This is a genomic window from Undibacterium sp. Ji83W (genome assembly GCF_049340385.1).
Lineage (GTDB): Bacteria > Pseudomonadota > Gammaproteobacteria > Burkholderiales > Burkholderiaceae_D > Undibacterium.
On record NZ_JBMPOZ010000007.1, the window covers coordinates 238,579 to 263,389 of the forward strand.

The window sequence follows — 24,811 nt, forward strand, 5'->3', positions numbered from 1 at the left end:
TTTAAAGCAGAATTTTAAGCAGGAACATGACCATGCCGAGTGCAAACCAAGCCAGGGCTTTTTCCAGCTGGCGACCATCGTCTGATATCTTGCAGATCAGCAGTCTGGATTGCCACACCGGCGGCGAGCCCTTGCGCATCATCACGGCTGGTTTTCCGGTTCTGCCGGGCAAGCGCATACTCGACAAGCGTGAATATTGCCAGACACATTACGATCATTTGCGTACAGCATTGATGTTTGAGCCGCGCGGTCATGCAGATATGTATGGCTGCCTCATCGTCGCGGCAGAACGAGCGGACAGTGATTTCGGTGCGCTGTTCTTGCACAATGAAGGCTATAGCACCATGTGTGGCCATGCCATCATTGCCCTCACCCGCGTGGCACTGGAAGCCGGTGTGGTTGCCAGCACCGGGCCCATGACTACCATCAAAATAGATGTGCCAGCCGGACAGATCACTGCTTATGCCGAGATGAGCAATGGCAAAGTCACCCGCACCTATTTTGACAATGTACCTTCCTTTGTCGTCGCCCTGGATGTAGCAATTGATGTGCCTGAAATGGGCAAGGTGAATGTCACCCTGGCTTATGGTGGCGCTTATTATGCCTACGTGGATGCACCCAGCCTGGGCCTCTCACTGGCCGCTGATAATCACCGGCAAATCATCGCCATGGGACGCAGCATCAAGGCTGCAGTACAGGCGCAAATACCGATACATCACCCCTTTGATGATGAGCTCAGCTTCCTCTATGGCTGCATCTTTTCTGCGCCATCCACCACACCCGGCGTGCATAGCCGCAATGTCTGCATCTTTGCCGATGGCGAACTGGATCGCAGCCCGACTGGCAGCGGCGTGTCCGGCCAGGCCGCCATTCTGCATGCACGTGGCGCGTTGCGGGTGGGGGAGAACATCATCATAGAAAGCATACTCGGCAGCCAGTTCAAGGTAGCAGCCTATCAGCCGCAAAGCTATGGCTTTCATAGCGCCATCATCCCCCGTGTGGAGGGCAGCGCCCATGTGACAGGGCGCAGCACTTTTTATCTGGACCCGCAAGATCCACTGATACAAGGATTCATATTCCGATGAAAGCTGAATTTGCACAAAGGTTGAGCAAGCTACGCCAGCGTATGAGCGCTGAAGAGAAGCAAGCCTTGCTGGTTTTCTCGCTCGATAATCTGCGCTATCTCGCTAATTATTCTGGTGAAGCGGCGTATGGCATAGTCACGATGGATCAGGTCTTTTTGATTACCGACTATCGTTTTATCGAACAGGCAGAAGAAGAATGTTTTGATTGCCACATCATATGTCGCAACCGCGATCAGCAAAGCCTTGGGCAGGCGATACGCCAGGTGCTGGATGAAAAACATATTATCAGCCTGCTGTTTGAAGCAGGACATATAACTCTGCAGACATGGTCAGGCATGGCGCAAGACTTGACAGGTATTGCATGTACGCCCAGTGCTGGTGCAGTAGAGGAATTGCGCAAAATCAAGGATGCATGGGAGATAGTGCAAATCCGCAAGGCAGCGGCGATTGCAGACCAGGCCTTGCATGACTGCATGCCCCTGCTCTGCATAGGCGTCAGCGAACGTGACTTTGCACTTGAGCTTGAATACCGCATGCAAAAACTGGGCTCTGCAGGTTTGTCTTTCCCCAGCATAGTCGGTTTTGGCCCACGTTCAGCCTTACCACATTGCATACCGTCTGCCAAAACCTTGAGTGAGGGCGATCTGATAGTCATTGATTTTGGTGCAGTCGTGAATGGCTATCGCTCGGACATGACGCGCAGCTTTATCGCTGGCAAGGCAAATTCTCAACAAAGAAATATATATGACACCGTGCAGCGTGCACAACAGGCTGCGCTGGAAAGCCTGCATGCCGGTCAGCTAGCCACCGTCACCAGTTCTGCAGCCAGCAATGTTTTACAGGCATCTGAATTTTCCGCCCATACCAGCACTGGCCTGGGCCATGGCGTAGGCATACAGCTGCATGAACAGCCTTTCATCAGTCCGGTCTGCCAGGACATCTTTCAAGCCAACTACGTCGTCACCATAGAACCAGGCATCTATATCCCCGGCTATGGTGGTGTACGCATAGAAGATGATGTAGTCATACTCGCTGATGGTTATAGCTTCATTAGCCATGCGCCCAAGATCTTTGAGCTGGAAATCTAAATTACTTATGTCCACTATCCCAATTTCTTCGGGCCGCAGTCCTTTCCATAAAAATTTCTATGTCGCGAACAGCATGGAAATTTTTGAACGCCTGGCCTGGTATGGTTTTTTCACGCTGTCTTCTTTATACATGACCAGCCCGGTATCGCAAGGTGGCCTGGGTTTGAATGACCAGGAGCGCGGTTTCTTGCAAGGCATGATCCCCTTCCTGCTGTATCTGCTGCCTGTGATTACCGGCGCGCTGGCGGACCGCTATGGCTACCGGCGCATGTTCCTGATTGCGTTTTGCATCATGTGTCCGGCTTATTTCCTGTTAGGGCAGGTTCATGGTTTCTGGAGTTTCTGCGCCGTCTTCCTGGCGGTCGCTGTCGGCGCTGCTTGTTTCAAACCAGTAGTAGTCGGCACCATAGGCCGTACTACCGACGACAGCAACCGCGGTCTGGGATTTGGCGTGTTTTATACCATGGTGAATGTTGGCGGTTTCCTGGGGCCACTGGTGGCTGGCTATGTACGCGCAATCAGTTGGGACATGGTGTTTCTCATGTCCTCGTTCTGGATCTTGCTGAATTTCATACCAGCGATTTTCTTGTACAAGGATGGTGACCATCACGAAGCGGGCACCGACCAGCGCGGCTTGCGCCAGGTCTTGCTGGAAACCCAGGAAGTATTGGGCAATGGCAGGCTGGCTTTGATGGTGGTGCCAGCCATCATAGGCATCATGATCGCGGCCAAGGGCGGCATCACTTATGCACAATATTTCATGGCGATAGCGGGTTGGCTGGGCATCAACCTGGTCTGGAGTGCGCTGAATAAATCTGGCCGCCAGCAACACTGGTACCAGCAAGGCATACGCATAGGGAATGCGCAATTCGTCATTTACCTGCTCATCATGACAGGTTTCTGGACTATCTATAACCAGCTCTTTATCACCCTCCCCTTGTATATACGTGACTTTGTCGACACCACCGACCTGGTTCTGCTGATAGGTAAATTCAGTCCCTCTGCCCTGAATTTTTTGGCTGCAGTGAATATAGAACAATTGACGACGGTTTTGCCAGGCCTTGCCGCAAAAATTGGCGCTTACAGCGATACCCAGATGCTGGAACAATTACGCCTGGAACTGGTGAACTACAAAGTCATGCCACCTCTGGAACAATTACAGTCTGGCTTGCAGGCGCTGCACGCAGGCAAGATCAGTGCCGCGCAACTGGCGGCGGACTGGAGCCGGGCTTACCGCCAGGTCAATCCTGAATACATCGTCAATCTGGATTTTGGTGCTGTCGTGTTATTGCAAATTGCCATCAGCACCTATGTACAACGCTGGAAAGCCTTGCCGGTGCTGGTCATGGGTACACTGGTGCTAAGTCTCAGTCTGTGGATGGTGGGACTATCTAATGCCTTGCTATTTGGCGGCGTGAGCGTGTGCATGGCTGTCTTTGTTTTTGCTCTGGGGGAAATGATCGCCTCACCCAAAAGTCAGGAATATGTGGCAGCGATTGCACCGAAAAGAAAAACCGCGATGTTCATGGGTTATTACTTTGTTTCCATGGCACTGGGCAATCTGTTTGCCGGGCTTTTATCTGGCTGGTCGTATACCGTGCTGGCGCGGCAGATGCATCAGCCCATGCTGATGTGGAGTTTGTTTGGGGGGATTGGTGTTGCCACTTCGATTGCGCTGCTGGTGTTTAATTTGCGGCTGAAGAAGGCTGTGCAGGGTTTTGCTGTGGCTGTCTAAACGGCATGCGAATTTAAGGTCGTAGGTTGGGCTACGGGGTATCAGCCCAACACTGTGCCTCAACAAAAGTATACGTTATTTAAACGCTGAGTGTTGGGCTGGTAAACCGTAGCCCAACCTACGACGTAAACTCAACCTACGAAACTAAATTAACGCAAACCCATAAAATCTTTTTTACCAATTTCCACACCGTTATGACGGAACAATGCATACGCAGTCGTCACATGGAAAAAGAATTGCGGCAAGCCGTAGTTCAGCAAATAAGCCTGACCAGTGAAAGTCTGTTCTTTTGGTGTACCTGGGCGCAAGACGATGTTGCGGGTTTCGCTGCCTTCAAATTTGGATTCATCCAGTGTTGCAATGAAAGCCTTGGTTTTGGCGATGCGTTCTTGCAGCTCTGCAAAAGTCTGTTCATTGTCTTCGTAGGCTGGCAATTCAGCTTGTGCCAGACGGCCTGCTACACCCTTGGCGAAGTCGGCGGCGATCTGTACCTGACGTGTCAGCGCCAGCATGTCAGGGAACAAACGTGCCTGCAAGAAATTTTCTGCCGGGATATTCTTGGCTGTCGCATGCGCTTCAGCTTTTTTCAGGACATCGCTGAGGCTATCAAGCATCTGGTTAAACACGGGAACAGAGGCAGCGTACATGGAAATAGACATGGAAATCTCCTAAATAATTGGCAGAATGAGCCGAATGGAGCTGCATTATAGGACGTATAGAAGATTTGCGTATGAGGCTGGAAGTTTTCTGAATTAGCCGTCGATAAGGATATCAAAACTGGTCTCACCCTGGCCATTCGTCATGAGTTTATGGCTATAGCCATGCCGGTTCAGGACTTCGCGCACAAACATCAGGCCTATGCCCTGGCCACCCTTCTTGGTCGTGAAGAAAGGCGTGAACAATTGCCCATGCGGCACATCTGACAAGAGATTGGCAGAATCCCGTATCGACAAAAGTATGGCCTGCGTGTCTGCATCCCGCCGGAGTTCGAGCCTGACATAGCCAGTCTCTTGCAAGCCAAGTTTGATGGACGTATCTACAGCTTCAATGGCATTCTTGACGATATTCAATAATGCTTGCTCCATCAAATGTGCATCCAGCATTTGCAATGGTATATCTTCACGCACTACCCAGTTGAAGCGGATGCCAAGCTCATTGCATTGCTGGCGATACAAATAAATGATGCCATCCAGCATGCCTGCCAGGTCATGTGCTTTCAATTCAGGTTCTGGCATTTTGACGACGCGGGTGAATCTTTCTATGAATTCACCCAGATTGCCATTGCGCTTCCTGACAGCAGCGATGGCGGTGACAAAATCATGACTGTCTTCTGCCTGTAATTGTCCACTATAAAACAGCAATGATTCGAGCACTGAACCTGTGGCGGCGACGGTATTATTCACTTCATGCGCGAGTACCCGTATAAGTTTTTCATAGGTAGCTTTTTCTGAACTGGCAAGTTCTGCTGTGATCTCGTCAATCAATACGAAATCGCGTTTAAAGCCGCGGTCAGTGAATTGATTTCTCTGGCAACGGTAACGCCTGCCTTCGGTGTCGCCATATACTGCACTCTCACCAGGCAATAACTGTTGCAGTTGCTGCAGTAATTCAGCACTGCTGGTGGTTTCATTTTTCTGGATCAATTGCTGCAAGCTCAAGCCTGCGTTTTCCCTTACGTCCAACAAATGCTGGGCACTGGCATTCATCAAGCTGATCTTGTCATCGAAATCAAAGACGATGACTGCTGTCGGTGTCGCTTCCAGCAAGCGGTCAAGAAAGCCGCGCTGTTCGCCAAGCTCCAGCCTTTCTTTATACAAGGCTTCCAGCATGCGGTTGAACAAGACCACCAGTTCATTGATTTCCTTGTTGCTGTCCGGTTTGATGCGGCTGGCATAATTTTCATCTTGCAAGAGGTCATGAAATTGCTGGGCAAAATCCAGGGGTTGCAAGACTTTATTGACCAGATAAATACCCAGAGCAAGGCTGCAAGCCAGACCCAGTTCAAGACAGACGATGAGCAAAGGCTGACTAAGATAAAAGCTGAAAGCCAACACCAGGAAAATGCCATGGATAAGGAAGAGATAAGCCAGCAAGCGCCGCTTCAGGCTCATTGCTGCCCCTCATCATCGATTTCACTGATACTGATCTGATGTTTTTCCAGTCTGCGATACAGGGAGAATCTGCTCAGACCCAAAGCCTTGGCCACGCGTGTGATATTGCCCTGATGCTGTTCCATGGCTTTTTCTATCATCAGTTTTTCTACCTGATCGAGCGTCATGCCCGCCATGCTCATACTCACGTCCTGCCCCTGCGTTTCTTCATGCTGCTCGGCAAACAGGAAATCATGCTGTTCAAGAACAGGCTTGCCCACCAGGAGCAAAGTGCGCTCCAGACATTGCTTGAGCTGGCGTATATTACCCGGCCAGGTCCTGCTGCCCAGCCACTGCAATGCAGATGGTGCCAGACTGACTGGTTCCATGCCATAGCTATTTACGAGAGCTGTCATCAGCCGGTTTGCCAGTAAGGGAATATCACTACGGCGTTCACGCAAAGGGGGAAGACGTATGGTGATCAGGTTCAAGCGGTAATACAGGTCTTCACGGAATTCATTGCTGGCGACCAACTCTGCCAGCTCGCGGTTGGTGGCCGAGATGATGCGCACATCAGCCTGTTCTGTCTTGCTGGCTCCCACCGCCTGATAGTTTTGGTTTTGCAATACCCGCAGTAATTTCACCTGGTCATTGCGGTTCAGTTCACCGATTTCATCCAGGAATAAACTGCCCTGGCTGGCCATGGCAAAATGCCCCTTGCGGTCACTCTTGGCATCCGTGAAAGCGCCTCTGACATGACCAAACATTTCGCTTTCAAACAAGCTCGTTGTCACTGCGCCCATGTTCACCTTGACTACAGGCTTAGTGGCGCGCGGGCTGTTGCGGTGAATCGCGTCGGCAATCAATTCCTTGCCGGTGCCACTCTCACCCAATATCAGGACCGAGGCATTGGTTCTTGCGACCCGGCCTATGGTTGCCAATACTCTCAATAATTCAGGATGTTCACCAATGATGTCGCTGAAATTGAACTGCTGGTCCAGTGCCTGACGGCTTGCATTTCCAGGCGTGGCAACTTGCGCCATATCCAGGGTAGCGCGTATCAATTCCTGCAAAGGTGTGTTATTCCAGGGTTTGGTAAAAAAATCTGCTGCTCCCAGTTTCACACCACGCACAGCCAGGGCAATTGAACCCCAGGCCGTCATCAGTAAAACAGGCAGTGCTGGATAGAGGCGTTTGATGTCGGCCAATAAAGCCAAACCCTCTTCGCCAGTGGTTTGCAAAGAGAAATTCATGTCCTGTAAAACCAGGTGTATTTCCTGCGTTGCCAGTATCTGCATGGCCTGCTGCGGGTCATCGCAACTGACGCTGGCATAACCGGCTTGCTTCAACAGCAAAGCCAGCGACACCAGCACCGAGCTGTCGTCATCTATGATCAGGATACGTTGGTTTGTTAATGCTACTGGCATGGCCTTATCTATTGCATATGGGTGAAGACAGAAATGCAGGCTTCACACTCCTGAGAGTGAAGCCTGCCAGCTATCTTAAACGTTTTGGTCTGTGATCAAGAATAATTTTATTCGTAGTGCAAGGCTTCTGTCGGACTAAGGCGACTGGCACGCCAGGCCGGGTAAAGCGAGCAAAGCGTAGAGATAGCATATATCACCGCCATGGAGATCACGGTAGCGGTAATGAAGACCGTCCAGTTAATGGCATCCCCCAAAACCCCGGTCAGTGGCAGTTGTATCAGGAATACCATCCCTGCCAGCATGGCAATGGAACTCAGCAATAATTGCTCGCTGACGATTTGCTGATAGATATGCCCGCTACTGGCACCAACGGCACGGCGCAAACCTATCTCGGGAATACGTTGCGTGGTATTTTGCCAAAGCACGCCAAACAGACCAAAACCCACCATTACAAGCAAGAAGACAGCAATGACGGCCAGCATCATCAAGGGTATGGTGTCTTCCGTCATCTTGGATTTGCGCATGTCGACCAGAGGTGAAATTCTGTAACCCCAGTCACTGCGTATGAGCTTCAATTGCTGATTCAGTTTTTCTTCAAAGGCGCGTGATGTACCTGGCTTGACTTTGACCAGGACAACCTCCATGCGTTTTGCCCCAGTTACCCTGGAAAAACGCATGATGGAAAAATTTGTCGGCGCCATGAATTCACCTTTGTTACGGAAATCCTCAACAACCCCTGTGATGCGCAACAATTTGACATTTTTCGAATCTGGCGCGGTATCAGTGACCAATTGCCCGACTGCACTCTTGCCAGGAAACATGCTGTCTGCCAGTTTTTTATTAATCATGATGGCTCTTTCTGGCCTACCCTCATCTTCAGCTGAGAACCAGCGCCCATCCAGCAACTTCATTTTCAGGAGAGCAAGGGTTTCGTCTGCCATTTCCGACACGTTGACGGGATATCTGAATTGACTGTCAGGCAAATACAAATCGGAGCGCCACGTAGCATTGCTATAAGGAGAATAATTGATAAAACCAACTTGTTCCACCTCAGGCAAAGCTGCAAGGCTGCGCTGGAAATTTTCTGTCACAGTGGAATCGTTTTTTGCATCTAACGAACCTGTACCCATCATCCTGACTGACCACACATCCTGATATTCAAATCCCGTGGGTAAGTGGTACAACTGAAAATAACGTGCACTCATCAGTGCCAGCCCGAAGACGACACAAAATGCCAAAAGAATTTCCAGGCTCAACAGCAAATTCTTGAACTTGCGCTTCCAGATAGGTTTGAGTATATGGAAAAACATTATGCAGCTCCTTTCAGGGCAAGCACGGGGTCAAGGCGTGACATTTTCCATGCAGGGATGACGCCAGACAAAACACCAAACACGATGGCAATCACAAAGCTGTAGACAAACACGGCGAAGCTCAAATCCACTTTCATGTACGGCACCAGATTTGCATTGCTGAGCCAGATCAGTGTCAACTTGGTGAATATCAATCCCAGTACACCACCAAACAGGCAGAGCAAGATATTTTCCATGACGAATTGCTTGACCAGTTCACTATTGCTGGCGCCAAAGGCTTTGCGTACACCGATCTCGGCTGCTCTTTCCATGATGCGGCCAGAATTCAGATTGATCAGATTCAGGGCAGGTAACAACATAAAGAGCAACATGGCAAAAACGACTCCCGCCAGCAGTTGGGCAGCACCTGAACCAGCAACTTCGTTGTTATTCAGTATGCCTCTTGCAAAGAAATCCAGTTTGCTGTCTGCCCACATATAGGTATGGTCCCAATGGTTGGGTTCATCGGCATTTATTTGTTTGACGACCTGGAGGAGTTCATCTTTGATCAGGGGCAAGTCTGCTGCGCTCTTACCCATTAACATGGCTGTAAAGTCCCCTGTATATTGTTCACGGTATTGTGAAGAAGGCAAAGTTGTCACAGGTACCCACATATCAGCAAAAGCATTGAGATGGATAACGTCTTCGACCACGCCAATGATTTCAAACTGTTGCCCACCAGTGTTGATTTTTTTACCTACGGCTGCTTCGCTTCCAAATAATTTTTTCGCTGTGCTTTCATTGACAACGGCGACAAAACGACCTTGCTTGACGTCATCCTCAGTGGGCACGCGCCCGGACAAGAGCTTGAAATCCAGTATCTGCCAATACTCTGCATCAGCGCGACGCATCATGATTTCATTAACACTGTCTTTTTGATAGACAGAAACAGACTCCGGGCCAGTCACTGCAGCGACCTTTTCCACGGTCTTCATTTTGCGCAGATATTGGTCAATCGTCTTATAGCCTAATGGACTTCTGCTCGTGTTGTTATTACTGGCCTGTGTGATAGTAGTAATTTGCAAAAAACGTTCACTCTTGCCCTCAACACCTGTGGGATAAAAAGTAGTTTGCAAGATCGCCGTTACTGTCAGCAATACCACCATGGTCAGCACGATGCACAGCAGGTTGATGGCCGTGAACAATTTGCGCCGCATGTATACCTTGCAGGCAATCTGGAAATAATTCTTTAACATGGCATCCCCCTAAGCGACCAGTTGGCCGTCAAACACCCGGACTATGCGGCCACCCTGTTTGGCCTGGCGTTCATCATGGGTGACCATCACGACAGTCGTGCCCTCATGGCTGAGTTTGAGCAGGATATCCATGACCTCTGCCCCCATCTGGCTATCCAGATTACCGGTCGGTTCATCGGCCAGCAAGACACTGGGGCGACCGACCATGGCACGGGCGATGGCCACCCTTTGTTGCTGCCCGCCAGACAACTGATTTGGATAGTGATCCATGCGTGCAGAGAGGCCCACTCTGGCCAGCGCTTCTTCTGCCAGTCGGCGGCGTTCCTTGGCACTACAGGAGCGATACAGCAATGGTAGCTCTACATTATCAATGACACGCAGATCATTGATCAGGTGGAAGCTCTGGAAAATAAAACCAAAAGTACGGTTGCGCATGCTGGCAAGTTCCTTGTCACGCCAGGATTTCATCTCAGCACCATCGACCGCAATCTTGCCCTTGCCCGGTCTGTCAAGCAGGCCGATCAAATTCAGCAGCGTGCTTTTTCCGCAGCCACTAGGACCCATGATGGAAACAAATTCTCCCTTTTTGACATGCAGGTTAATGTCGCGCAAAGCCAGGGTTTCGACTTTATCGGTCTGATAAGTTTTGCTGACGTTTTCCAGCTTGATCATGATCGTTTCCTTTTTATTCAATTTTTGTCTTCAAGGTTTACTGCGACACCCTGAAACTGCTTAAATGCTTGAGGCTGCTTATATCTGAAATCACCAGCCTGTCTCCTTCTTTTGCGCCCTGCAAGACTTCTACCATCTTGCTGTCACCCAGGCCTATCTCCACGCTACGTTTTACTGCCTTGCCATCTTCCAGCACGTACACATCCTGCCTGCCTTTGCCACTGATGGCTGGCCCGTTTTCGACAATAAGGCTACGTGCTTTTTGTTCTGTGATGATATTCACTTCTACCCTGAGTTTGTGCCGGAGCGAGGGGTGATTCGCCCTATCCAGAACGACGATGAGTTTCACCGTGCCGTTTTGTATCTCGGGCAAAATGGTTTGTACTTCGCCAGGCATGATTTGCCCGCTATATTCGACGCGTACTTTTTGACCGGGACTGAGGTAACGCGCATAAAAGTCAGAGACGGTGGCTTCTACCTTGAAATTATTTAATTCAGATACCTTGGCAATCAGTTGCCCGGTATTCAGGCTGGCACCTTCATCGGCCAGCATCCAGGTAAGCAAGCCATCAAAGGGAGCTTTGACCTGGGTTTGTTCCAGCAATCTTTGCTGCAATTCCATCTGTTTCTGAAAGATGGATTTTTGCAGGCGTGCAGCCTCGATATTGCTTTGCGTAGTGCGGCGGGTATCTGTCAGGGTTTCTTTGTGCTGGCGCAGTTGCACTTCATTGCGTTTGACTGCCAGCTCTGCTGCTTGCAAATCAACTGCTGAAGTAATGCCTATCGGCCCCAGTTTTTGGTAGCGTGCCAGCTTGACTTTATTACTTTGCAAATCCAGTTCCAGCAATTCAATTTCACTGGCAATTTTTTTGAGATTGGATTCCATCTCCATTGCCAGCAATTGTCCCTTGACGTCTTGCTGGGAAATCTGCTCGCGCAAATTATCGATTGCCAGACGTATGGTGTGGTCATCCAGCACCATCAGCAATTCACCTGTGTGCACGGTCTGGCCCGCCTTGGCAATGACTTTGCTGATGCGCGACTGGTTGGGGCTGGACAATTGCTCTTCATGAACAGGGATGACGACACCTGCTGCATTGATGGTATTGTCAATGGCCCCCACACGCACCTGCCCCACGCGTATCTCACCCAGGCTGACGCCGGGGCTGATAAGCCGGTTCACAGCCCACGCCGCACCCGTGACAGAAATGGCGGCGGCGGCAAGCAGCAAGATAGTCTTGCGCCTGCGCTTTTTGAGTGTGTCCTGGCTGAGAGCCTGATCCATGCTGAAACCTGATGTAAGTAATTATCAGATCAGGTTTGCAAGCAACGTGCCTGCCAAGTCAATTCAAATTAAGTCATTTAAAATCAATTACTTAAAATAAAAATACCAAGGAAAATGTTAGCCAGATGGAGGAAAATCCGTTCGTCAACGAACGCTGGTGTGCGAATTAGCACGGTGATGGCGGACTGGAAAACCGTCGCCCAAATAAAAATCCCCTTTCTGAATAGAAGGGGGATCATATGAATACAGCCTTGAATAAAGTTTAGAAGCGATAGCCTACGCCTACACCTACCAGCCAAGGATCAATCTTGACCGCGCTGACTTTGGCGCCACTGATAGTCACATCACTGCGTATCTGTACTTTTTTGATATCCAGATTCAGTGACCAGTTTTTGTCGAGTTTGAAATCCACACCAGCCTGTACCGCCAGGCCGAAACTACTGTTTTCCAAACCGCCTGCGCCTTTGAGCAAGTTCACATCAGAAATACGGGTGTAATTGACACCAGCGCCGACATAAGGACTGACTTGCGCGCCAGGTGCAAAGTGGTATTGCGCTGTCAGAGTAGGGGGCAGGTGCTTGAAGCTACCGATGATGGCACCATCGAGCATGACATCATGTTTTTGCGGGTAAGTCAGTATCAGTTCAGCCGACCAGTTTGGCGTAAAAAAATAAGTGATATCGACTTCAGGGATTTCTTTACTGGTAACCGTTATACGATCGGCAGCACCAACGCCGCCCACAGGGTCAGAACTATTTGCAGGGCTGATATTGACGACACGGGCACGCACTTGCCATGGGCTCTGTTCTTGAGCCATTGCCTGACTTGCCGTGAAACCGATAGCTGCCAGGGAGAGTGCGATTACAAGCTTTTTCATTTTCATTTCCTCTTTTATCAACAGTGATGAATAAAGTGTAAATCCACACTGCTTGCAGGGACTTGAGTTACATCAACTTTGGTGCGGAGCAGCATACGCGTCTTTTATTAGTGAAATATTCCGTCCAGCGCTTGCTTGAGGTATCCTTGCAAGCATTCTTATTCCCTATGAAAAATCAAGAAAAATGGCCAATTACGTCTACACCATGAATCGCGTCGGCAAAATCGTTCCGCCGAAGCGTCAAATCCTGAAAGATATTTCCCTGTCCTTCTTCCCTGGCGCCAAGATAGGCGTGCTGGGTGTGAACGGTTCAGGCAAGTCTTCCCTGCTGAAAATCATGGCAGGTTTAGACAAGGACATACAGGGCGAAGCCGTGCCCATGCCTAACCTGAACATCGGTTACCTGCCACAAGAACCGCAGCTCGACCCGGAACAAACCGTGCGCCAGGCCGTTGAATCTGCGCTGGGCGAGGTGTTTGAAGCCAAGGCCAAGCTCGAAGAAGTGTATGCCGCCTATGCCGAAGAAGATGCTGACTTTGATGCGCTGGCCAATGAGCAGGCACGTCTGGAAGCGATTATCTCCACATCCTCAGGCGACAATGTAGAACTGCAACTGGAAATGGCCGCCGATGCACTGCGCCTGCCACCATGGGATGCCAAAATAGCCGTCTTGTCCGGCGGTGAGAAACGCCGTGTCGCCCTGTGCAAATTGTTGCTGTCCAAACCAGACATGCTCTTGCTTGATGAACCTACCAACCATCTGGATGCTGAATCTGTCGACTGGCTGGAACAATTCCTGTTGCGCTTCCCTGGCACCGTGGTGGCGATTACCCATGATCGCTACTTCCTTGACAATGCGGCTGAATGGATTTTGGAGCTGGATCGTGGCCATGGCATCCCATGGAAAGGCAATTACTCTTCCTGGCTGGATCAAAAGCAAGCCCGTTTGAAGCAGGAAGAAGCGACCGAATCTGCGCGCCAGAAAGCGCTGCAAAAAGAACTGGAATGGTCACGCCAGAACCCGAAAGCGCGTCAGGCCAAGAGCAAGGCGCGTCTGGCACGCTTCAATGAAATGAGCGAACATGAATACCAGAAGCGTAATGAAACCCAGGAGATTTTCATCCCTGTGGCAGAGCGTCTGGGCAATGAAGTCATCGAATTCAAGAACGTCAGCAAAGCCTTTGGTGACCGTCTGCTGATCGACAACCTGAGCTTCAAGATTCCACCTGGTGCCATCGTCGGCATCATCGGCCCTAACGGTGCCGGTAAATCAACCTTGTTCAAGATGATCAAAGGTATGGAGACACCAGACAGCGGTGAAGTCGTGCTGGGTCAGACTGCCAAAATCTCGCTGGTGGACCAGTCACGTGAAGACCTGGGCAATACCAAGACCGTGTTTGAAGACGTGGCCAATGGTGCTGACATTTTGACAGTAGGCCGTTTTGAAATGCCTTCACGCGCTTACCTTGGTCGCTTTAACTTCAAGGGTGGTGACCAGCAAAAAATCGTTGGCAACCTTTCTGGCGGTGAACGTGGTCGTTTGCATCTGGCCAAAACCCTGCTGCAAGGTGGCAATGTCTTGCTGCTGGATGAACCGTCGAATGATCTGGACGTGGAAACCCTGCGTGCGCTGGAAGATGCCTTGCTGGAATTTGCCGGCAGCGTCATGGTCATTTCCCATGACCGCTGGTTCCTCGATCGTATCGCCACCCACATCCTGGCATTTGAAGGCAACTCACAAGTCAGCTTCTTTGACGGTAACTACCAGGAATATGAAGCCGACAAGAAAAAACGTCTGGGTGAAGAAGGTGCCAAACCAAAACGCATCCGTTACAAGCCTTTGACAGTGTAAGTCTGAGGCAGACCTGAGAAGGTCTGCGCCGGGTATGTAATTTGCATAAGCCTGCTTGATAAGAAACTTTAGTTTCATATCAAGCAGGCTTATCGCATCAAACATCCCTGCATTGCCCAGCTTCTTTAAGTTGTTTAACAGTATGTTTTGCTGCAATGCGGTAAGCTTCTGAAAAATATAGATTTTTCTTGAGCAAACATTAGCAAAAGATAAACATGAAACTGAAAAAACACTTATTCCCTTTCCTGCTTTGTCTCGCCCTGAGTCTGCAATCTGGCGTCGTACTGGCCAATTCTGGTGGCAAGGACGCTGGCGCAGCAGGTGCTGCCTCTACTGCAAAACTGGAAGCTTTCACCGTCAATTTGGCCAGCACTGAACGCTATTTGCAACTCAGCATGGCGCTGCAAATAGCCAGCGCTGAAGTCAGCGACAAGATCAAGATGTTCATGCCCAAGGTCAGGCACACCCTGATCCTGCTACTCAGCAGCAAAGAGGGCGAACAATTGCAAAGCCTGGACGGCAAGCATAAGTTAATGGAAGAAATCAAGGAAGGCGTCAACAAGACGCTGGATTTGAAAGAACACGACGGTGTGACCGATGTGTTTTTTGAAAACTTCGTCATCCAGTAAAACTCAGGCGTAACTGCCCTGTTGTGGCAGGCCAGAAACCGGGTTTATGGTATAAGCCCGCGATACAAGCTGTACCAGGCAAGGCGCAAATTATGTATACCTGGTTGCAATAAATCGCCAAAATAGCGGCTTTGCCCCGCCACCCCCAATGTACCAACTCGCTGCCCCTGCTTTTGCTGAAATAGAAATCAAGAAAAGCCGATTCCTGGGCCAGCTCTACCCACTCAATAGCCGCGCAGAAGCACGCCAGCAACTGGCCAGCATACGCGCCCAGCACCCGGATGCCGTGCATGTCTGCTGGGCACTGATCTGCACTGGCGATTCTGGCCTGGACGATGATGGTGAGCCATCGGGCACTGCCGCCAAACCCATGTACAACGTGCTGGTGCACAAGGATGTGACCAATGTGCTAGCCGTAGTCGTGCGCTACTGGGGTGGTACCAAGCTGGGCGCAGGTGGCCTGACGCGCGCCTATGGACAAGCCATTTCTGATGCCTTCAAGGTCGCCGAACTGACAGAAGTCGAATACATGTTTGAATGGGACATCGTTTGCGCCTATGCAGATGAATCCCATGTGCGCCGCCTCTGCGACAAATTCGCCGCCAGCGTTACCGGGCTTGCCTATACCGAATCCGCCACCATCAGTATCAGCATCAAGCAAAAACTCGCCCTCAGCTTTGAGACTGAATTGATAGAGATGCTCAAAGGACAAGTCAGCATCGTCAAGCCTGAGATAACTATTTAGCTTCCACCTCATCTCGCCCGCCCCGTACAGACTGGGCAAGCAGAATTTTTACATGTAAATTACTGTGAATTCACATGTCATTTACATATAAAATAGATTGGCTTGTCACTGTGAGTACACAGTTTTGTAATAAAGTTCGCTATATTATTGCCGTTACATCTCGTTACGAATAGCAACTATCTTGCGTGGGCAGATAGCTGCATGTGACCCAATGCGGCATAAAAAATAATAACCATGCAAGAAACCAATGCAAAATACCAATCTGGCTAGCAAAGATAATACAGAAACAGAAGAAGAAAGCGTCAGCCTCAGACATTACGAGTTCAAAAAGCGTCTGGGCGAAGGCGGCTTTGGGCAAGTCCATGAAGCCTGGGACAGCAAACTCTGCCGCCCTGTCGCCATCAAACAGCTCAAGGCAGTCGAAAACGCAGTACCCGGCACCAGCCTGCTCAAAGAAGCCCGCCTGGCCGCATCACTGAAACACCCTGCATTCGTCAAGATTTTTGCCATCGAAGATGAAGACAATAGCCAGTCCATCGTCATGGAACTGGTGCCCGGCCTGACTCTCAAGCAATTACTGCAGCAACACCCGCAACAGCCGCTGCCAGAACAACAAGCCATCAACATCATCAGCCAGGTCGCCGAAGCCATGCAGGAAGCCCACGCCAGCGGCCTCATCCATGGCGACCTGAAGCCATCGAACCTGATGGTGGAACCCGGCGGCAAAGTGCGCATACTCGACTTTGGCCTCGCTTCACAAACAGATGCCCAGGCCACCACGTCCATGAGCCAGTTGGACCCGCAAGGCACGATAGCCTACATGGCCCCGGAACGCATGATGGGCAACCCGGCCAACGCCCAAAGCGACATCTACGCCCTAGGCGTCATCCTCTACGAAACCCTGACAGGCCAACGCCCCTTCGCCAACGCCAGCGGCCTGGCCCTGGCCGCCGCCCTGATGCAATCGAATTCCGACACCTGGGAATTCCCGGTGGGCTGCAAGCCAGAACTGATCAAGCTGGTGCTGGCAATGACGGCGCGGCAGACTGAGAAACGCTTGAGCGGCATGCAACAGGTGGTTGAGCAATTGCGTGGGCTAGTAAGCGTGCCTGTGCTTGTGGCAGGCGCTGGTGCTGGGAACGCAGACGACAATTTAGGCAAAGGCTGGAAGGCGCTGAGTACACCGACACGACTTGCTATAGTCAGTGCCGTCATTATCGTGCTGGGATATATTGCTTGGCAGGCTGCGCCCTACCTTGAAATAGATAAAATGTCGTTGAAGCCGTTTTCAGAGTCATTAGCTATGAAACAGGGACTGGAGGCATTAAGTCAATTTGATCGTCCAGGAAGCTTGGATATTGCAGAGGCGAATTTCCAAAAAGTTTTGAAGCACAATCCTGAGCAAGCAGGGGCCGTTGCGGCCATGTCGATTATTTACACCTTCCGCTACAATAGTGATAAACAAGATGAAGTTTTGCTTCAAAAAGCAGACGCAAGTGCTCAGCAAGCACTAAAATTAAATGACAAGCTAGCCCTTAGCCACATTGCACTTGCTCGTGTAAAAATGCATACCGGACAAAATGAAGAGGCGTTACGTGCATACGAAAAAGCTTTGAACCTTGACCCCGATAATGTATTTGGTCTGTATGGTAGCGTCATGGTTTTACGAAGATTAAAACGCTATGACGAAGCAATTAAACTCGCTACAAACGGTCTTGAAAGATTTCCGCAAGAACGTATGTTCGCGGAAGAACTTGGAATAGTTTACTTTGAACAAAATCGATATAGTGAAGCTGAAAAATTCTTCCGTCTCAGCATAAAAATTCAACCAGATTCAGTATTTTCCTACGCAAATCTCAATAATGCATTAGTTAAGCAAAATCGAGATGCCGAAGGCTTGCAAGTATTGCAGCAAGGATTGTTGGTTAGGCCAAGCGCGCTGCTATATTCAAGTTTAGGTAATGCTCTGTTCAAAAAAAGTGATTATATTGGTGCAGCAGATGCTTTTGAGCTTGCAGTCACTCCAAACAAAGGAAACCCAGCATATTATTTAGGTTGGGCCAACCTTGGAGATAGTTTACTTTGGATTCCTGGACGCTCGGATGATGCGAAAAAGGCATACGAAAAAGCGCGCGACCTGCTATTCCCAATTATTAAAATTTCTCCAAAAGATGTCACTCTGATCTCTAGATATGGACTGTACTCAGCACGTGTTGGTGACAAAGTACAGGCTGAAGAATACTTGACACGCTCACTATCATTAGAGCCTAAAAACGCCAATGCTCACTTTCGTGCTGGGCTAGCATATGAGCTTCTTAATCAAAGAGATGAAGCGCTTACTGAAATATCTAAAGCAATTGAATATGGCTATTCAATTAAATCAATAGAATCTGAACCAGACCTTATCAGTTTAAGACGTGACCCTCGTTACGTCAAAAACAAATAGTCAATCAACGATCTGGAACAGTTTTTGCTGCTTACCCGTTGAAATAAAGATTTCAATAATCTGAAACGTCAGATTATTGAAGCGGCAAGCATGAATATCATCAGTGCGCATGCTTATTTGTATAGTTCAACCAATATTAAGGACTTGAATATGAGTGACCCAGTCAGCTACACCTTCACAACGTTTTTTAACCAAGGCGATCCACAAAGTCGGGCTACTGTTTCTGCAACAGGCAAATTCACTCCAGAGCCACCAAGGAGTCAAGGCAACGGCAAGCGTGTCCTTAATGTTGGTGATACCGTGACCTTTAACTTCAAAGGCACTGCTACCGATCCCGCCAATACCGTAATAGTAACTGCAAGTGCATTCATCGCAATTTGCAAGGGCGAATTAGGCAATGAAAAAGCTGCCATCGGAACTGCAAAAACTGCATGCCCAGTTGACGGTGTAACAATGACGATGAATGAAGACAGTCTTGGCTTTTGGGGGTTTACTATTTCATTTACAGCCGATTTTACAGACCCTTCTGGCAAAGTGACGAGTTCAGAATTTTTCTATTTACCAGACCCCGAAGTAGATGTGCAATCAGGCGGATAAATCGCCAAGGGAATTTTATTAACAAACTATCGGACCACCTTCAAATACCGCCTCAAAGCCTCACTAGGCGTTTTCAATAAAGCAGCACAAGCCTCTACATCGCCAGCACTGGTTTCCAGTGACTGGCGAATTTCTTCTGTGGGTATCTGTTCGGCGCGGCGTATCTGGCTGTGGTTGTCGAGCAGCTTGTACATGGATGGGCGCGAGACACCGAGTTCTTGCGCAGCCCCCTGTATATACCAGTCGTTGTTTTCCATGGCGCGCAGGACGTCATCGTCACTGAGTTCGGCCAGTTTTTTGCGTGGCGTGGCTGGCTGCGGGATTTTGCTGCCTGTGATTATGCTGGCCTGTGCCACGCTGGATGGGGCATGGTGAGTGGTTTTTACCAGGCTGGCGAGTTGTGGCACTTCACCGAGTTGCAATGCCAGCAGAGTGCGGCGCAGTACGTGCGACAACTGGCGGATATTGCCTGGCCAGTCGTAATTGGCAAACTCACTGACCAATGCTACCGGCAGGCTGGTGCCTATATCGTTGGGCAGTTTGCTGTTGCTGAGCAGGTGTAGCAGCAGGACGCCTATATCTTCACGGCGGGCACGCAGGGGTGGCAGATGGATGATGAAGCTTTCAAGGCGGCGTAGCAGGGCCTGGTTGAAGCCTTCGCTATATAAGTCCTGGTCGGTCGCGGCGATCAGGCGGGCGCTGGACTTTTGGTCTTGCTGGGCACCCAGCGGGCGGTAGTCGCCGCTTTCAAGCACGCGCAAGAGCATGGGTTGTATGCTGGCCGGTGTATTGCCTATCTCATCGAGAAAGAGTGTTGCCCCTTCTGCCTCGGCAAACAGGCCTTTGCGGGCGTTTTGCGCGCCTGTGTAGGCGCCTTTGACGGCGCCAAACAAGTCAGCCGCAGCCAGTGCTTCATTCAGGGCTGCCATGTTGACACTGACCAGCTCTGCATTGGCGCGCTTGCTATAGGCGTGGATGGCGCGGGCGGCAATTTCTTTGCCGGTGCCGGTTTCACCCAGCAACAAGACGGGTAACTCAGTCCCTGCGACCTGGCGTATCTGGTCACGGGCGACGATGGCGGCGCTGCCTACGCCTATGAAGCCAAGTGCAGGATTGTGTTTGGGCAGGCAGCGCATCCAGTGCAGGCAGATGACGATGGCGCGGCCCAGGCCGAGGATAGCGCCTGCTTCTATCTGCTCACGGCTGAGCGCCACTGGCGAGCTTAGCTCTATGCCATTGACCTCCACCACCATGCGGCTGGCTGGCGGTGTGATGAGGATGCCGTCAGTGGCATCGCGGCTGATGCGCACCGGGTCACGCGAGATACCGCCATAGCCCAGCGGCAACCCCTCTTTGGCGGGATGGCGGAATAGCGGCAGGAAGCGATTGATGTCAACCAGGCCGTCAGGATTGCTGGCCATGAACTGTTCACCTATGCGCTGGCTGTCTGGATGCCAGATGATGGTCAGCCCCAGCAGGGCAGACGCATTGTCAGCCAGCTTGGCCAGGGGGGAGGTCAGGGTGTAATCGGTATCGGTCATTTTTGTTTGCTGCAAATCTTGGGCGCAGGTGTCGCAGATGTAAAGCGACAGTGTAAAGCGCCAATGTAAATTTGTATGCTTTACATGTCAATTGGGCATAAAAAATAGCCTTCTCCCTAGGGAAACGTTGCTGGCACGGCGTTTGCAAACAGGCATGCATAGCGCAAGTGAACATGCTTGCCACCTGAAGGAGAGAACGATGCCCACCACTGAAATTTTGCTTATTGCAATCAATCTGCTGTTATTCATGTTGCTCAGCAAAATGGCGCTGAAAGCCAGGCTGGCCCGCAATATCGCCATGCGTTTGCTGACCGACGACGTTTACTACAATGAAACCCGCAGTGTACTGATACAAAAAAATGTAGAGCACGCCAAACTCAACTGGGGCCGCGTCAGGATCAGTACCATCGCCCAGATACCTGTCACCCGCCCACAAGACCCGCAGGCCGCCTGGTCTGCGGCTGTCCACACTTCTACCCATTTGCGCCTGCGCCCCTTGCCAGAACCGGCACCGTCGGTACTGGAAGTGCCGTATGCCTTGTGGGCCACTACCTGGGCATCAAAAGATACACCATGGTCCACCACTTTGAGTCTGAAGCAAGAGAAAAAAACCGAAGCGACACCTGAAGCTGTACCGCAAACCCCACTGCGCAAAGTTGCTGTAAAACCCGGCAAGACTGCACAAGACATGCTGGATCTGGGAATGATGCAGCATGCCATGTTTTGCAAATAATCCGGGAGCAATAAAACATGCCAACACTAATCCAGGAGTCATGTATGAAGCCCGCACAGCAATTCGCGAATGCAGAAATGTTATTGAAACTTGATCCTGTCGGTGACTTTGCGCTTTTCCAGGATTGTTTGCCGCCCATGCTGAGACTGCAAGCCAATCTGTTTGGTGAACACATACCAAGCGAGGCTGAAGAGGCGGCAGCGATAGAGAGTTTTCGCAGCCTGTTTTCTGGTGCAAAGGCAGGGTTTGACAGACGCAGGGTGGACAACAAACAGCTGCCCGCCATAACGAGTATGAAAACGGCTTATCACCGCCGGAAAAGTGATGACAGTACGGGTTGATGACCGTGCCTGTCTGTATCAAACCCGAATGAACTAATGCTGGCGTCTGACAAAATCAGGACAAAACATGATTACAGAAAAAAAGCTCGTCTCATCTGAACTTGATCCCCTGGTCATTTTTGCGCCAGAAGAACCTGGACTGCAATGGCAAAAAATCAGCGGCATGGCCGTGCTGGATGAAGCCAGCTTAAGTCTGGAAGTTTGCCGCATGCAATGCATGACGCTGGCAGAAGCCAAGGCATTTGCTGCAACTGATGACCGCATCACTTTTTTCTTTTACGTCAAACATTACGCCATCATGTACCACCATCACGTCTTGCATGCGGGCGATGTGATCTTCTTTTCTGGTGCACCTGCATTGCATGCCGAACCTGGTGCAGACTGCTTTGAAAAACCAGCAGCACCGGATAGCAAGCTGAGTATTACCGCCGCACCAGGAAATAACTGGATTTCGATACAGGCACAAGTGCAGGTGCCATTCTTGAACAGTGACAAAGCGCATGCCTATCTGTGGCCCTGTCTGCGCCCAGGCCAGGACAATAGCGCTGAATGGATGGATGGCGGCTTGCAGGCAGTGCTTAGCTACAGCCCTGTACAAAACACCGGTATCAATGCCGTTGACAAACTTAATGCACATGGAGGCTGGTGGGTATGCGGCCAATATGTGCATGCAGGTGGCAGGCAAAAACCTGCACAAGCCTGCTTTGGCGGCCCCAGCATGCCAGTCAGCCCCGGTGATATCCTGAGTTGCCGCATTGTGTATGACGTCGCCACCCGTAGCTGGTTACAAACCATCACGAATACCATGAACAAAAATAGCGTCTCTTTCCCGGTGTCGGTAAAACACAAGCATGGGCAGACACATGAAAAAAATACGGTCAGCTTTTGTCTGGAAAAACTGACCCAGGCATATCATGGGCAGGCAGAGCACAGTCACTTATACCAATGCCTGAGCCTGTTCAACGTCATTGCCAAAGCCAGATACCCGCAAAACAATCTGGGGCATGGCCTGAATAATTTGCCTCATGTAGATCATGCGAGCCTGAGCGATGACCAGACCAGCTTGCACATCGCCCGCATTATCTTGTATAGCCCCATGCTGGATGTCAGATAACCATAAACAACAAGGCGATTCTTGAATAGAGTCGCCTTATGCGTAGAGATACTATTTCCAGTTGCTAAAGTAAGTCTGGAATACCGCAACCACTTTATCGATATCAGCAGCAGATACATCCAGATGGGTGACCATGCGCATATGCGGTGTCACCCTGGCCATGATGCCTTGCTCTTGCAACAGTTTTGCCAGCCCCGCACAAGCTGCGGCAGGCAGGTCGGCGTAGACGATATTGGTCTGTGGAGCCTGTACCTGCAGGACACTGATCTGGCGCAAACCATTTGCCAGGCGTTCTGCGTTGGCATGGTCATCTGCCAGCCGCGGGATATGATGTTCCAGCGCATACAAACCAGCAGCAGCCAACATGCCAGCCTGACGCATGCCGCCTCCCAGCATCTTGCGCCAGCGCTTGGCCTGATTGATCAAATCATGGCTGCCACAGAGTACCGAACCGATCGGCGCACCCAGACCTTTGGACAAACAGACCGAAACACTATCAAAACCCTGCGCCGCCTGCCTGGGGCTGATGCCGAGTTTGACGATGGCATTGCAAATACGTGCGCCGTCAAGATGGGTGGCCAGGCCACGCTGATGTGCCAGGCTGGTTGCGGCCTGCATGTATTCAGGTGCCAGCACTTTGCCGCCGATAGTATTTTCCAGCGCCAATAAACGGCTGCGGGCAAAGTGAAAATCGTCAGGCTTGATGGTATTGGCAATGTCGTCCAGGGCAATGCTGCCGTCTGCCTGGTTAGTCAAAGGCTGCGGTTGTATGCTGCCCAGTACGGCAGCACCACCGCCTTCATATTTATAAGTATGCGCTTCTTGACCGACGATATATTCATCACCACGGGCGCAATGGGCAAGCAAGGCCAGCAAATTACTTTGTGTGCCGGATGGCGCAAACAGGGCTGCTTCATAGCCAAATAGCTCGGCTGCATAAGCCTGCAGGCGATTGACGGTGGGGTCATCACCATAGACATCATCCCCCAGTTCGGCAGTGTGCATGAGTTCACGCATGGCAGGGGTAGGACGGGTGACGGTGTCACTGCGTAAATCTATCCAGCTTTGCTGGTTTTCTGACATGGTTTTTCCTTGAGGGCGAAAGATGCATCTATTTTAACAATTTTCATCTAACAATTTTTTAAACCACAAATGCGACTATTGCTGCAGCAGAAACAGCTACACTGTTGCTCTTGTCCATGTTTACCAGACCAATCACCCATGCGCAGTAAGGATGCGAAAATTGCTGCCAGCCTGTTTTTGCTGCTAGGCCTCATCAGCCCGGTTGTGGTATCCGGTTTGGTGGATTTTTCGCATGGCCTGATCGAGCATGTGAATAAGCGCTTTGGCGTTGAGGGGCCACGTCGCCTGACGCAAATGCAAATTGCCGTCAACAAGATCAGGACAGTCGCAGGCAAGGACTTTGCCAAAAATGCAGCGCGCTCCACCAATGGGCTATATGAAATGCCGGTTTTACGGCAGGTGAATGACTTTTATAATCGTGTCCCTTACCTGACAGACCAGGAGCATTGGGGCGTCAATGACTATTGGGCAACTCCAGTGGAATTCATTGCCTCATGGGGTGGTGATTGCGAAGATTATGCAGTGGCAAAATACATGACACTGAAAGACCTTGGCATACCCGCCGAGCGTTTGCGTATCACCTATGTCCGGGCGACACGCATAGGCGAGACCCACATGGTGCTGGCCTACTACCCGACTCCGGCAGCAGACCCATGGATACTGGATAACCTGGTGGAAGAAATACAGCCCGGTTCAGCACGCAATGACCTTGTGCCGGTATATAGCTTCAATGATGAAGACTTGTGGCTGGCCAGCGGCACTACCCGCAAGGGTGGCGCATCGACAGTGCGCCTCTGGAAAGATTTGATAGAAAAGATGGAAAAAGAAAAACGCATGTGAGCGGGCTTACGAAAAGCCATTCCAGCTGCGTTGCAGCTCCTGTATTTAGCAAGATTCGGTATTAAAAGTACTGTCTTCGTCGCTAC

22 protein-coding genes are annotated in these 24,811 nt (G+C 50.6%); 12 read left to right on the forward strand and 10 right to left on the reverse strand.

The annotated features are described in order from the left end of the window. Window positions 1-32 precede the first annotated feature (32 nt). Genes ACO0LD_RS14325 through ACO0LD_RS14335 form a run of 3 tightly spaced genes read left to right on the forward strand, consistent with a single transcriptional unit; the run spans window position 33 to window position 3,908 of the window. Entirely contained in the window at window positions 33-1,085 is a 1,053-nt protein-coding gene (locus ACO0LD_RS14325) for a proline racemase family protein (protein ID WP_423007885.1), read from the forward strand. After that, window positions 1,082-2,173, forward strand: coding sequence for a M24 family metallopeptidase (locus tag ACO0LD_RS14330; RefSeq protein ID WP_423007887.1), 1,092 nt, complete (start codon window positions 1,082-1,084; stop codon window positions 2,171-2,173). The genes ACO0LD_RS14325 and ACO0LD_RS14330 overlap by 4 nt, the downstream gene beginning before the upstream one ends. Before the next feature lie 7 nt (window positions 2,174-2,180). Continuing rightward, window positions 2,181-3,908, forward strand: a complete 1,728-nt coding sequence (locus ACO0LD_RS14335) for an MFS transporter (RefSeq protein WP_423007889.1) — start codon at window positions 2,181-2,183, stop codon at window positions 3,906-3,908. A gap of 149 nt (window positions 3,909-4,057) precedes the next feature. Here ACO0LD_RS14335 and ACO0LD_RS14340 read toward each other — a convergent pair whose 3' ends face one another. The 8 genes from ACO0LD_RS14340 to ACO0LD_RS14375 all read right to left on the reverse strand — a co-directional run bounded on the left by ACO0LD_RS14340 (window position 4,058) and on the right by ACO0LD_RS14375 (window position 12,804). Continuing rightward, complete coding sequence (locus ACO0LD_RS14340) at window positions 4,058-4,567, reverse strand: DUF1993 domain-containing protein (RefSeq protein ID WP_423007891.1); 510 nt, start codon at window positions 4,565-4,567, stop codon at window positions 4,058-4,060. Between the two features lie 93 nt (window positions 4,568-4,660). Further along, window positions 4,661-6,019, reverse strand: coding sequence for a sensor histidine kinase (locus ACO0LD_RS14345; protein ID WP_423007893.1), 1,359 nt, complete (start codon window positions 6,017-6,019; stop codon window positions 4,661-4,663). Further along, window positions 6,016-7,425: a sigma-54-dependent transcriptional regulator gene (locus ACO0LD_RS14350; protein ID WP_423007895.1), complete on the reverse strand. Its 1,410-nt coding sequence runs from the start codon at window positions 7,423-7,425 to the stop codon at window positions 6,016-6,018. The genes ACO0LD_RS14345 and ACO0LD_RS14350 overlap by 4 nt, the downstream gene beginning before the upstream one ends. 107 nt (window positions 7,426-7,532) lie before the next feature. Then, window positions 7,533-8,735, reverse strand: a complete 1,203-nt coding sequence (locus ACO0LD_RS14355; protein WP_423007897.1) for an ABC transporter permease — start codon at window positions 8,733-8,735, stop codon at window positions 7,533-7,535. Beyond that, window positions 8,735-9,970 carry an ABC transporter permease gene (locus ACO0LD_RS14360; protein ID WP_423007899.1) on the reverse strand — a complete coding sequence of 412 codons (1,236 nt, stop codon included), beginning with the start codon at window positions 9,968-9,970 and terminating at the stop codon, window positions 8,735-8,737. The genes ACO0LD_RS14355 and ACO0LD_RS14360 overlap by 1 nt, the downstream gene beginning before the upstream one ends. A gap of 9 nt (window positions 9,971-9,979) precedes the next feature. After that, complete coding sequence (locus ACO0LD_RS14365) at window positions 9,980-10,642, reverse strand: ABC transporter ATP-binding protein (protein WP_423007901.1); 663 nt, start codon at window positions 10,640-10,642, stop codon at window positions 9,980-9,982. 37 nt (window positions 10,643-10,679) lie between these two features. Next, window positions 10,680-11,927 (reverse strand): efflux RND transporter periplasmic adaptor subunit, encoded by a 1,248-nt coding sequence (locus ACO0LD_RS14370; RefSeq protein WP_423007903.1) that lies wholly within the window; start codon window positions 11,925-11,927, stop codon window positions 10,680-10,682. 262 nt (window positions 11,928-12,189) lie between these two features. Next, complete coding sequence (locus tag ACO0LD_RS14375) at window positions 12,190-12,804, reverse strand: OmpW/AlkL family protein (RefSeq protein WP_423007905.1); 615 nt, start codon at window positions 12,802-12,804, stop codon at window positions 12,190-12,192. A 184-nt stretch (window positions 12,805-12,988) separates the two neighbouring features. On the opposite strand from ACO0LD_RS14375, the gene ettA reads away from it, so the two are divergent. From ettA to ACO0LD_RS14400, 5 genes are all read left to right on the forward strand, one after another. Beyond that, window positions 12,989-14,656 carry an energy-dependent translational throttle protein EttA gene (gene ettA, locus ACO0LD_RS14380; RefSeq protein WP_423007907.1) on the forward strand — a complete coding sequence of 556 codons (1,668 nt, stop codon included), beginning with the start codon at window positions 12,989-12,991 and terminating at the stop codon, window positions 14,654-14,656. A gap of 215 nt (window positions 14,657-14,871) precedes the next feature. Continuing rightward, on the forward strand, window positions 14,872-15,285 hold the full coding sequence (locus ACO0LD_RS14385) for a flagellar basal body-associated FliL family protein (protein ID WP_423007909.1): 414 nt from the start codon (window positions 14,872-14,874) through the stop codon (window positions 15,283-15,285). A 148-nt stretch (window positions 15,286-15,433) separates the two neighbouring features. After that, entirely contained in the window at window positions 15,434-16,030 is a 597-nt protein-coding gene (locus ACO0LD_RS14390; protein ID WP_423007911.1) for an IMPACT family protein, read from the forward strand. 247 nt (window positions 16,031-16,277) lie between these two features. Then, complete coding sequence (locus tag ACO0LD_RS14395; protein WP_423007913.1) at window positions 16,278-18,476, forward strand: protein kinase domain-containing protein; 2,199 nt, start codon at window positions 16,278-16,280, stop codon at window positions 18,474-18,476. 90 nt (window positions 18,477-18,566) lie between these two features. Continuing rightward, window positions 18,567-19,073: a hypothetical protein gene (locus tag ACO0LD_RS14400; protein WP_423007915.1), complete on the forward strand. Its 507-nt coding sequence runs from the start codon at window positions 18,567-18,569 to the stop codon at window positions 19,071-19,073. A 26-nt stretch (window positions 19,074-19,099) separates the two neighbouring features. Here the strand turns inward: ACO0LD_RS14400 and ACO0LD_RS14405 are convergent, their stop codons facing one another. Next, window positions 19,100-20,614: a sigma-54-dependent transcriptional regulator gene (locus ACO0LD_RS14405; RefSeq protein ID WP_423007917.1), complete on the reverse strand. Its 1,515-nt coding sequence runs from the start codon at window positions 20,612-20,614 to the stop codon at window positions 19,100-19,102. A gap of 199 nt (window positions 20,615-20,813) precedes the next feature. On the opposite strand from ACO0LD_RS14405, the gene ACO0LD_RS14410 reads away from it, so the two are divergent. The 3 genes from ACO0LD_RS14410 to ACO0LD_RS14420 all read left to right on the forward strand — a co-directional run bounded on the left by ACO0LD_RS14410 (window position 20,814) and on the right by ACO0LD_RS14420 (window position 22,802). Further along, window positions 20,814-21,347, forward strand: a complete 534-nt coding sequence (locus tag ACO0LD_RS14410; RefSeq protein ID WP_423007919.1) for a hypothetical protein — start codon at window positions 20,814-20,816, stop codon at window positions 21,345-21,347. A gap of 44 nt (window positions 21,348-21,391) precedes the next feature. Beyond that, entirely contained in the window at window positions 21,392-21,688 is a 297-nt protein-coding gene (locus tag ACO0LD_RS14415; protein WP_423007920.1) for a hypothetical protein, read from the forward strand. Between the two features lie 67 nt (window positions 21,689-21,755). Next, entirely contained in the window at window positions 21,756-22,802 is a 1,047-nt protein-coding gene (locus tag ACO0LD_RS14420; RefSeq protein ID WP_423007922.1) for a hypothetical protein, read from the forward strand. A 51-nt stretch (window positions 22,803-22,853) separates the two neighbouring features. Here the strand turns inward: ACO0LD_RS14420 and ltaE are convergent, their stop codons facing one another. Next, entirely contained in the window at window positions 22,854-23,885 is a 1,032-nt protein-coding gene (gene ltaE / locus ACO0LD_RS14425; RefSeq protein ID WP_423007924.1) for a low-specificity L-threonine aldolase, read from the reverse strand. A gap of 138 nt (window positions 23,886-24,023) precedes the next feature. On the opposite strand from ltaE, the gene ACO0LD_RS14430 reads away from it, so the two are divergent. Then, complete coding sequence (locus ACO0LD_RS14430) at window positions 24,024-24,725, forward strand: transglutaminase-like cysteine peptidase (protein WP_423007926.1); 702 nt, start codon at window positions 24,024-24,026, stop codon at window positions 24,723-24,725. Window positions 24,726-24,811: the final 86 nt, after the last annotated feature.

Excerpts from the sequence above, each read along its gene's own strand:
- ACO0LD_RS14325 (WP_423007885.1), top strand. The coding sequence starts at position 33 with ATGCCGAGTGCAAACCAAGCCAGGGCTTTTTCCAGCTGGCGACCATCG.
- ACO0LD_RS14330 (WP_423007887.1), top strand. The coding sequence starts at position 1,082 with ATGAAAGCTGAATTTGCACAAAGGTTGAGCAAGCTACGCCAGCGTATG.
- ACO0LD_RS14335 (WP_423007889.1), top strand. The coding sequence starts at position 2,181 with ATGTCCACTATCCCAATTTCTTCGGGCCGCAGTCCTTTCCATAAAAAT.
- ACO0LD_RS14340 (WP_423007891.1), bottom strand. The coding sequence starts at position 4,567 with ATGTCTATTTCCATGTACGCTGCCTCTGTTCCCGTGTTTAACCAGATG.
- ACO0LD_RS14345 (WP_423007893.1), bottom strand. The coding sequence starts at position 6,019 with ATGAGCCTGAAGCGGCGCTTGCTGGCTTATCTCTTCCTTATCCATGGC.
- ACO0LD_RS14350 (WP_423007895.1), bottom strand. The coding sequence starts at position 7,425 with ATGCCAGTAGCATTAACAAACCAACGTATCCTGATCATAGATGACGAC.
- ACO0LD_RS14355 (WP_423007897.1), bottom strand. The coding sequence starts at position 8,735 with ATGTTTTTCCATATACTCAAACCTATCTGGAAGCGCAAGTTCAAGAAT.
- ACO0LD_RS14360 (WP_423007899.1), bottom strand. The coding sequence starts at position 9,970 with ATGTTAAAGAATTATTTCCAGATTGCCTGCAAGGTATACATGCGGCGC.
- ACO0LD_RS14365 (WP_423007901.1), bottom strand. The coding sequence starts at position 10,642 with ATGATCAAGCTGGAAAACGTCAGCAAAACTTATCAGACCGATAAAGTC.
- ACO0LD_RS14370 (WP_423007903.1), bottom strand. The coding sequence starts at position 11,927 with ATGGATCAGGCTCTCAGCCAGGACACACTCAAAAAGCGCAGGCGCAAG.
- ACO0LD_RS14375 (WP_423007905.1), bottom strand. The coding sequence starts at position 12,804 with ATGAAAAAGCTTGTAATCGCACTCTCCCTGGCAGCTATCGGTTTCACG.
- ettA (WP_423007907.1), top strand. The coding sequence starts at position 12,989 with ATGGCCAATTACGTCTACACCATGAATCGCGTCGGCAAAATCGTTCCG.
- ACO0LD_RS14385 (WP_423007909.1), top strand. The coding sequence starts at position 14,872 with ATGAAACTGAAAAAACACTTATTCCCTTTCCTGCTTTGTCTCGCCCTG.
- ACO0LD_RS14390 (WP_423007911.1), top strand. The coding sequence starts at position 15,434 with ATGTACCAACTCGCTGCCCCTGCTTTTGCTGAAATAGAAATCAAGAAA.
- ACO0LD_RS14395 (WP_423007913.1), top strand. The coding sequence starts at position 16,278 with ATGCAAAATACCAATCTGGCTAGCAAAGATAATACAGAAACAGAAGAA.
- ACO0LD_RS14400 (WP_423007915.1), top strand. The coding sequence starts at position 18,567 with ATGAATATCATCAGTGCGCATGCTTATTTGTATAGTTCAACCAATATT.
- ACO0LD_RS14405 (WP_423007917.1), bottom strand. The coding sequence starts at position 20,614 with ATGACCGATACCGATTACACCCTGACCTCCCCCCTGGCCAAGCTGGCT.
- ACO0LD_RS14410 (WP_423007919.1), top strand. The coding sequence starts at position 20,814 with ATGCCCACCACTGAAATTTTGCTTATTGCAATCAATCTGCTGTTATTC.
- ACO0LD_RS14415 (WP_423007920.1), top strand. The coding sequence starts at position 21,392 with ATGAAGCCCGCACAGCAATTCGCGAATGCAGAAATGTTATTGAAACTT.
- ACO0LD_RS14420 (WP_423007922.1), top strand. The coding sequence starts at position 21,756 with ATGATTACAGAAAAAAAGCTCGTCTCATCTGAACTTGATCCCCTGGTC.
- ltaE (WP_423007924.1), bottom strand. The coding sequence starts at position 23,885 with ATGTCAGAAAACCAGCAAAGCTGGATAGATTTACGCAGTGACACCGTC.
- ACO0LD_RS14430 (WP_423007926.1), top strand. The coding sequence starts at position 24,024 with ATGCGCAGTAAGGATGCGAAAATTGCTGCCAGCCTGTTTTTGCTGCTA.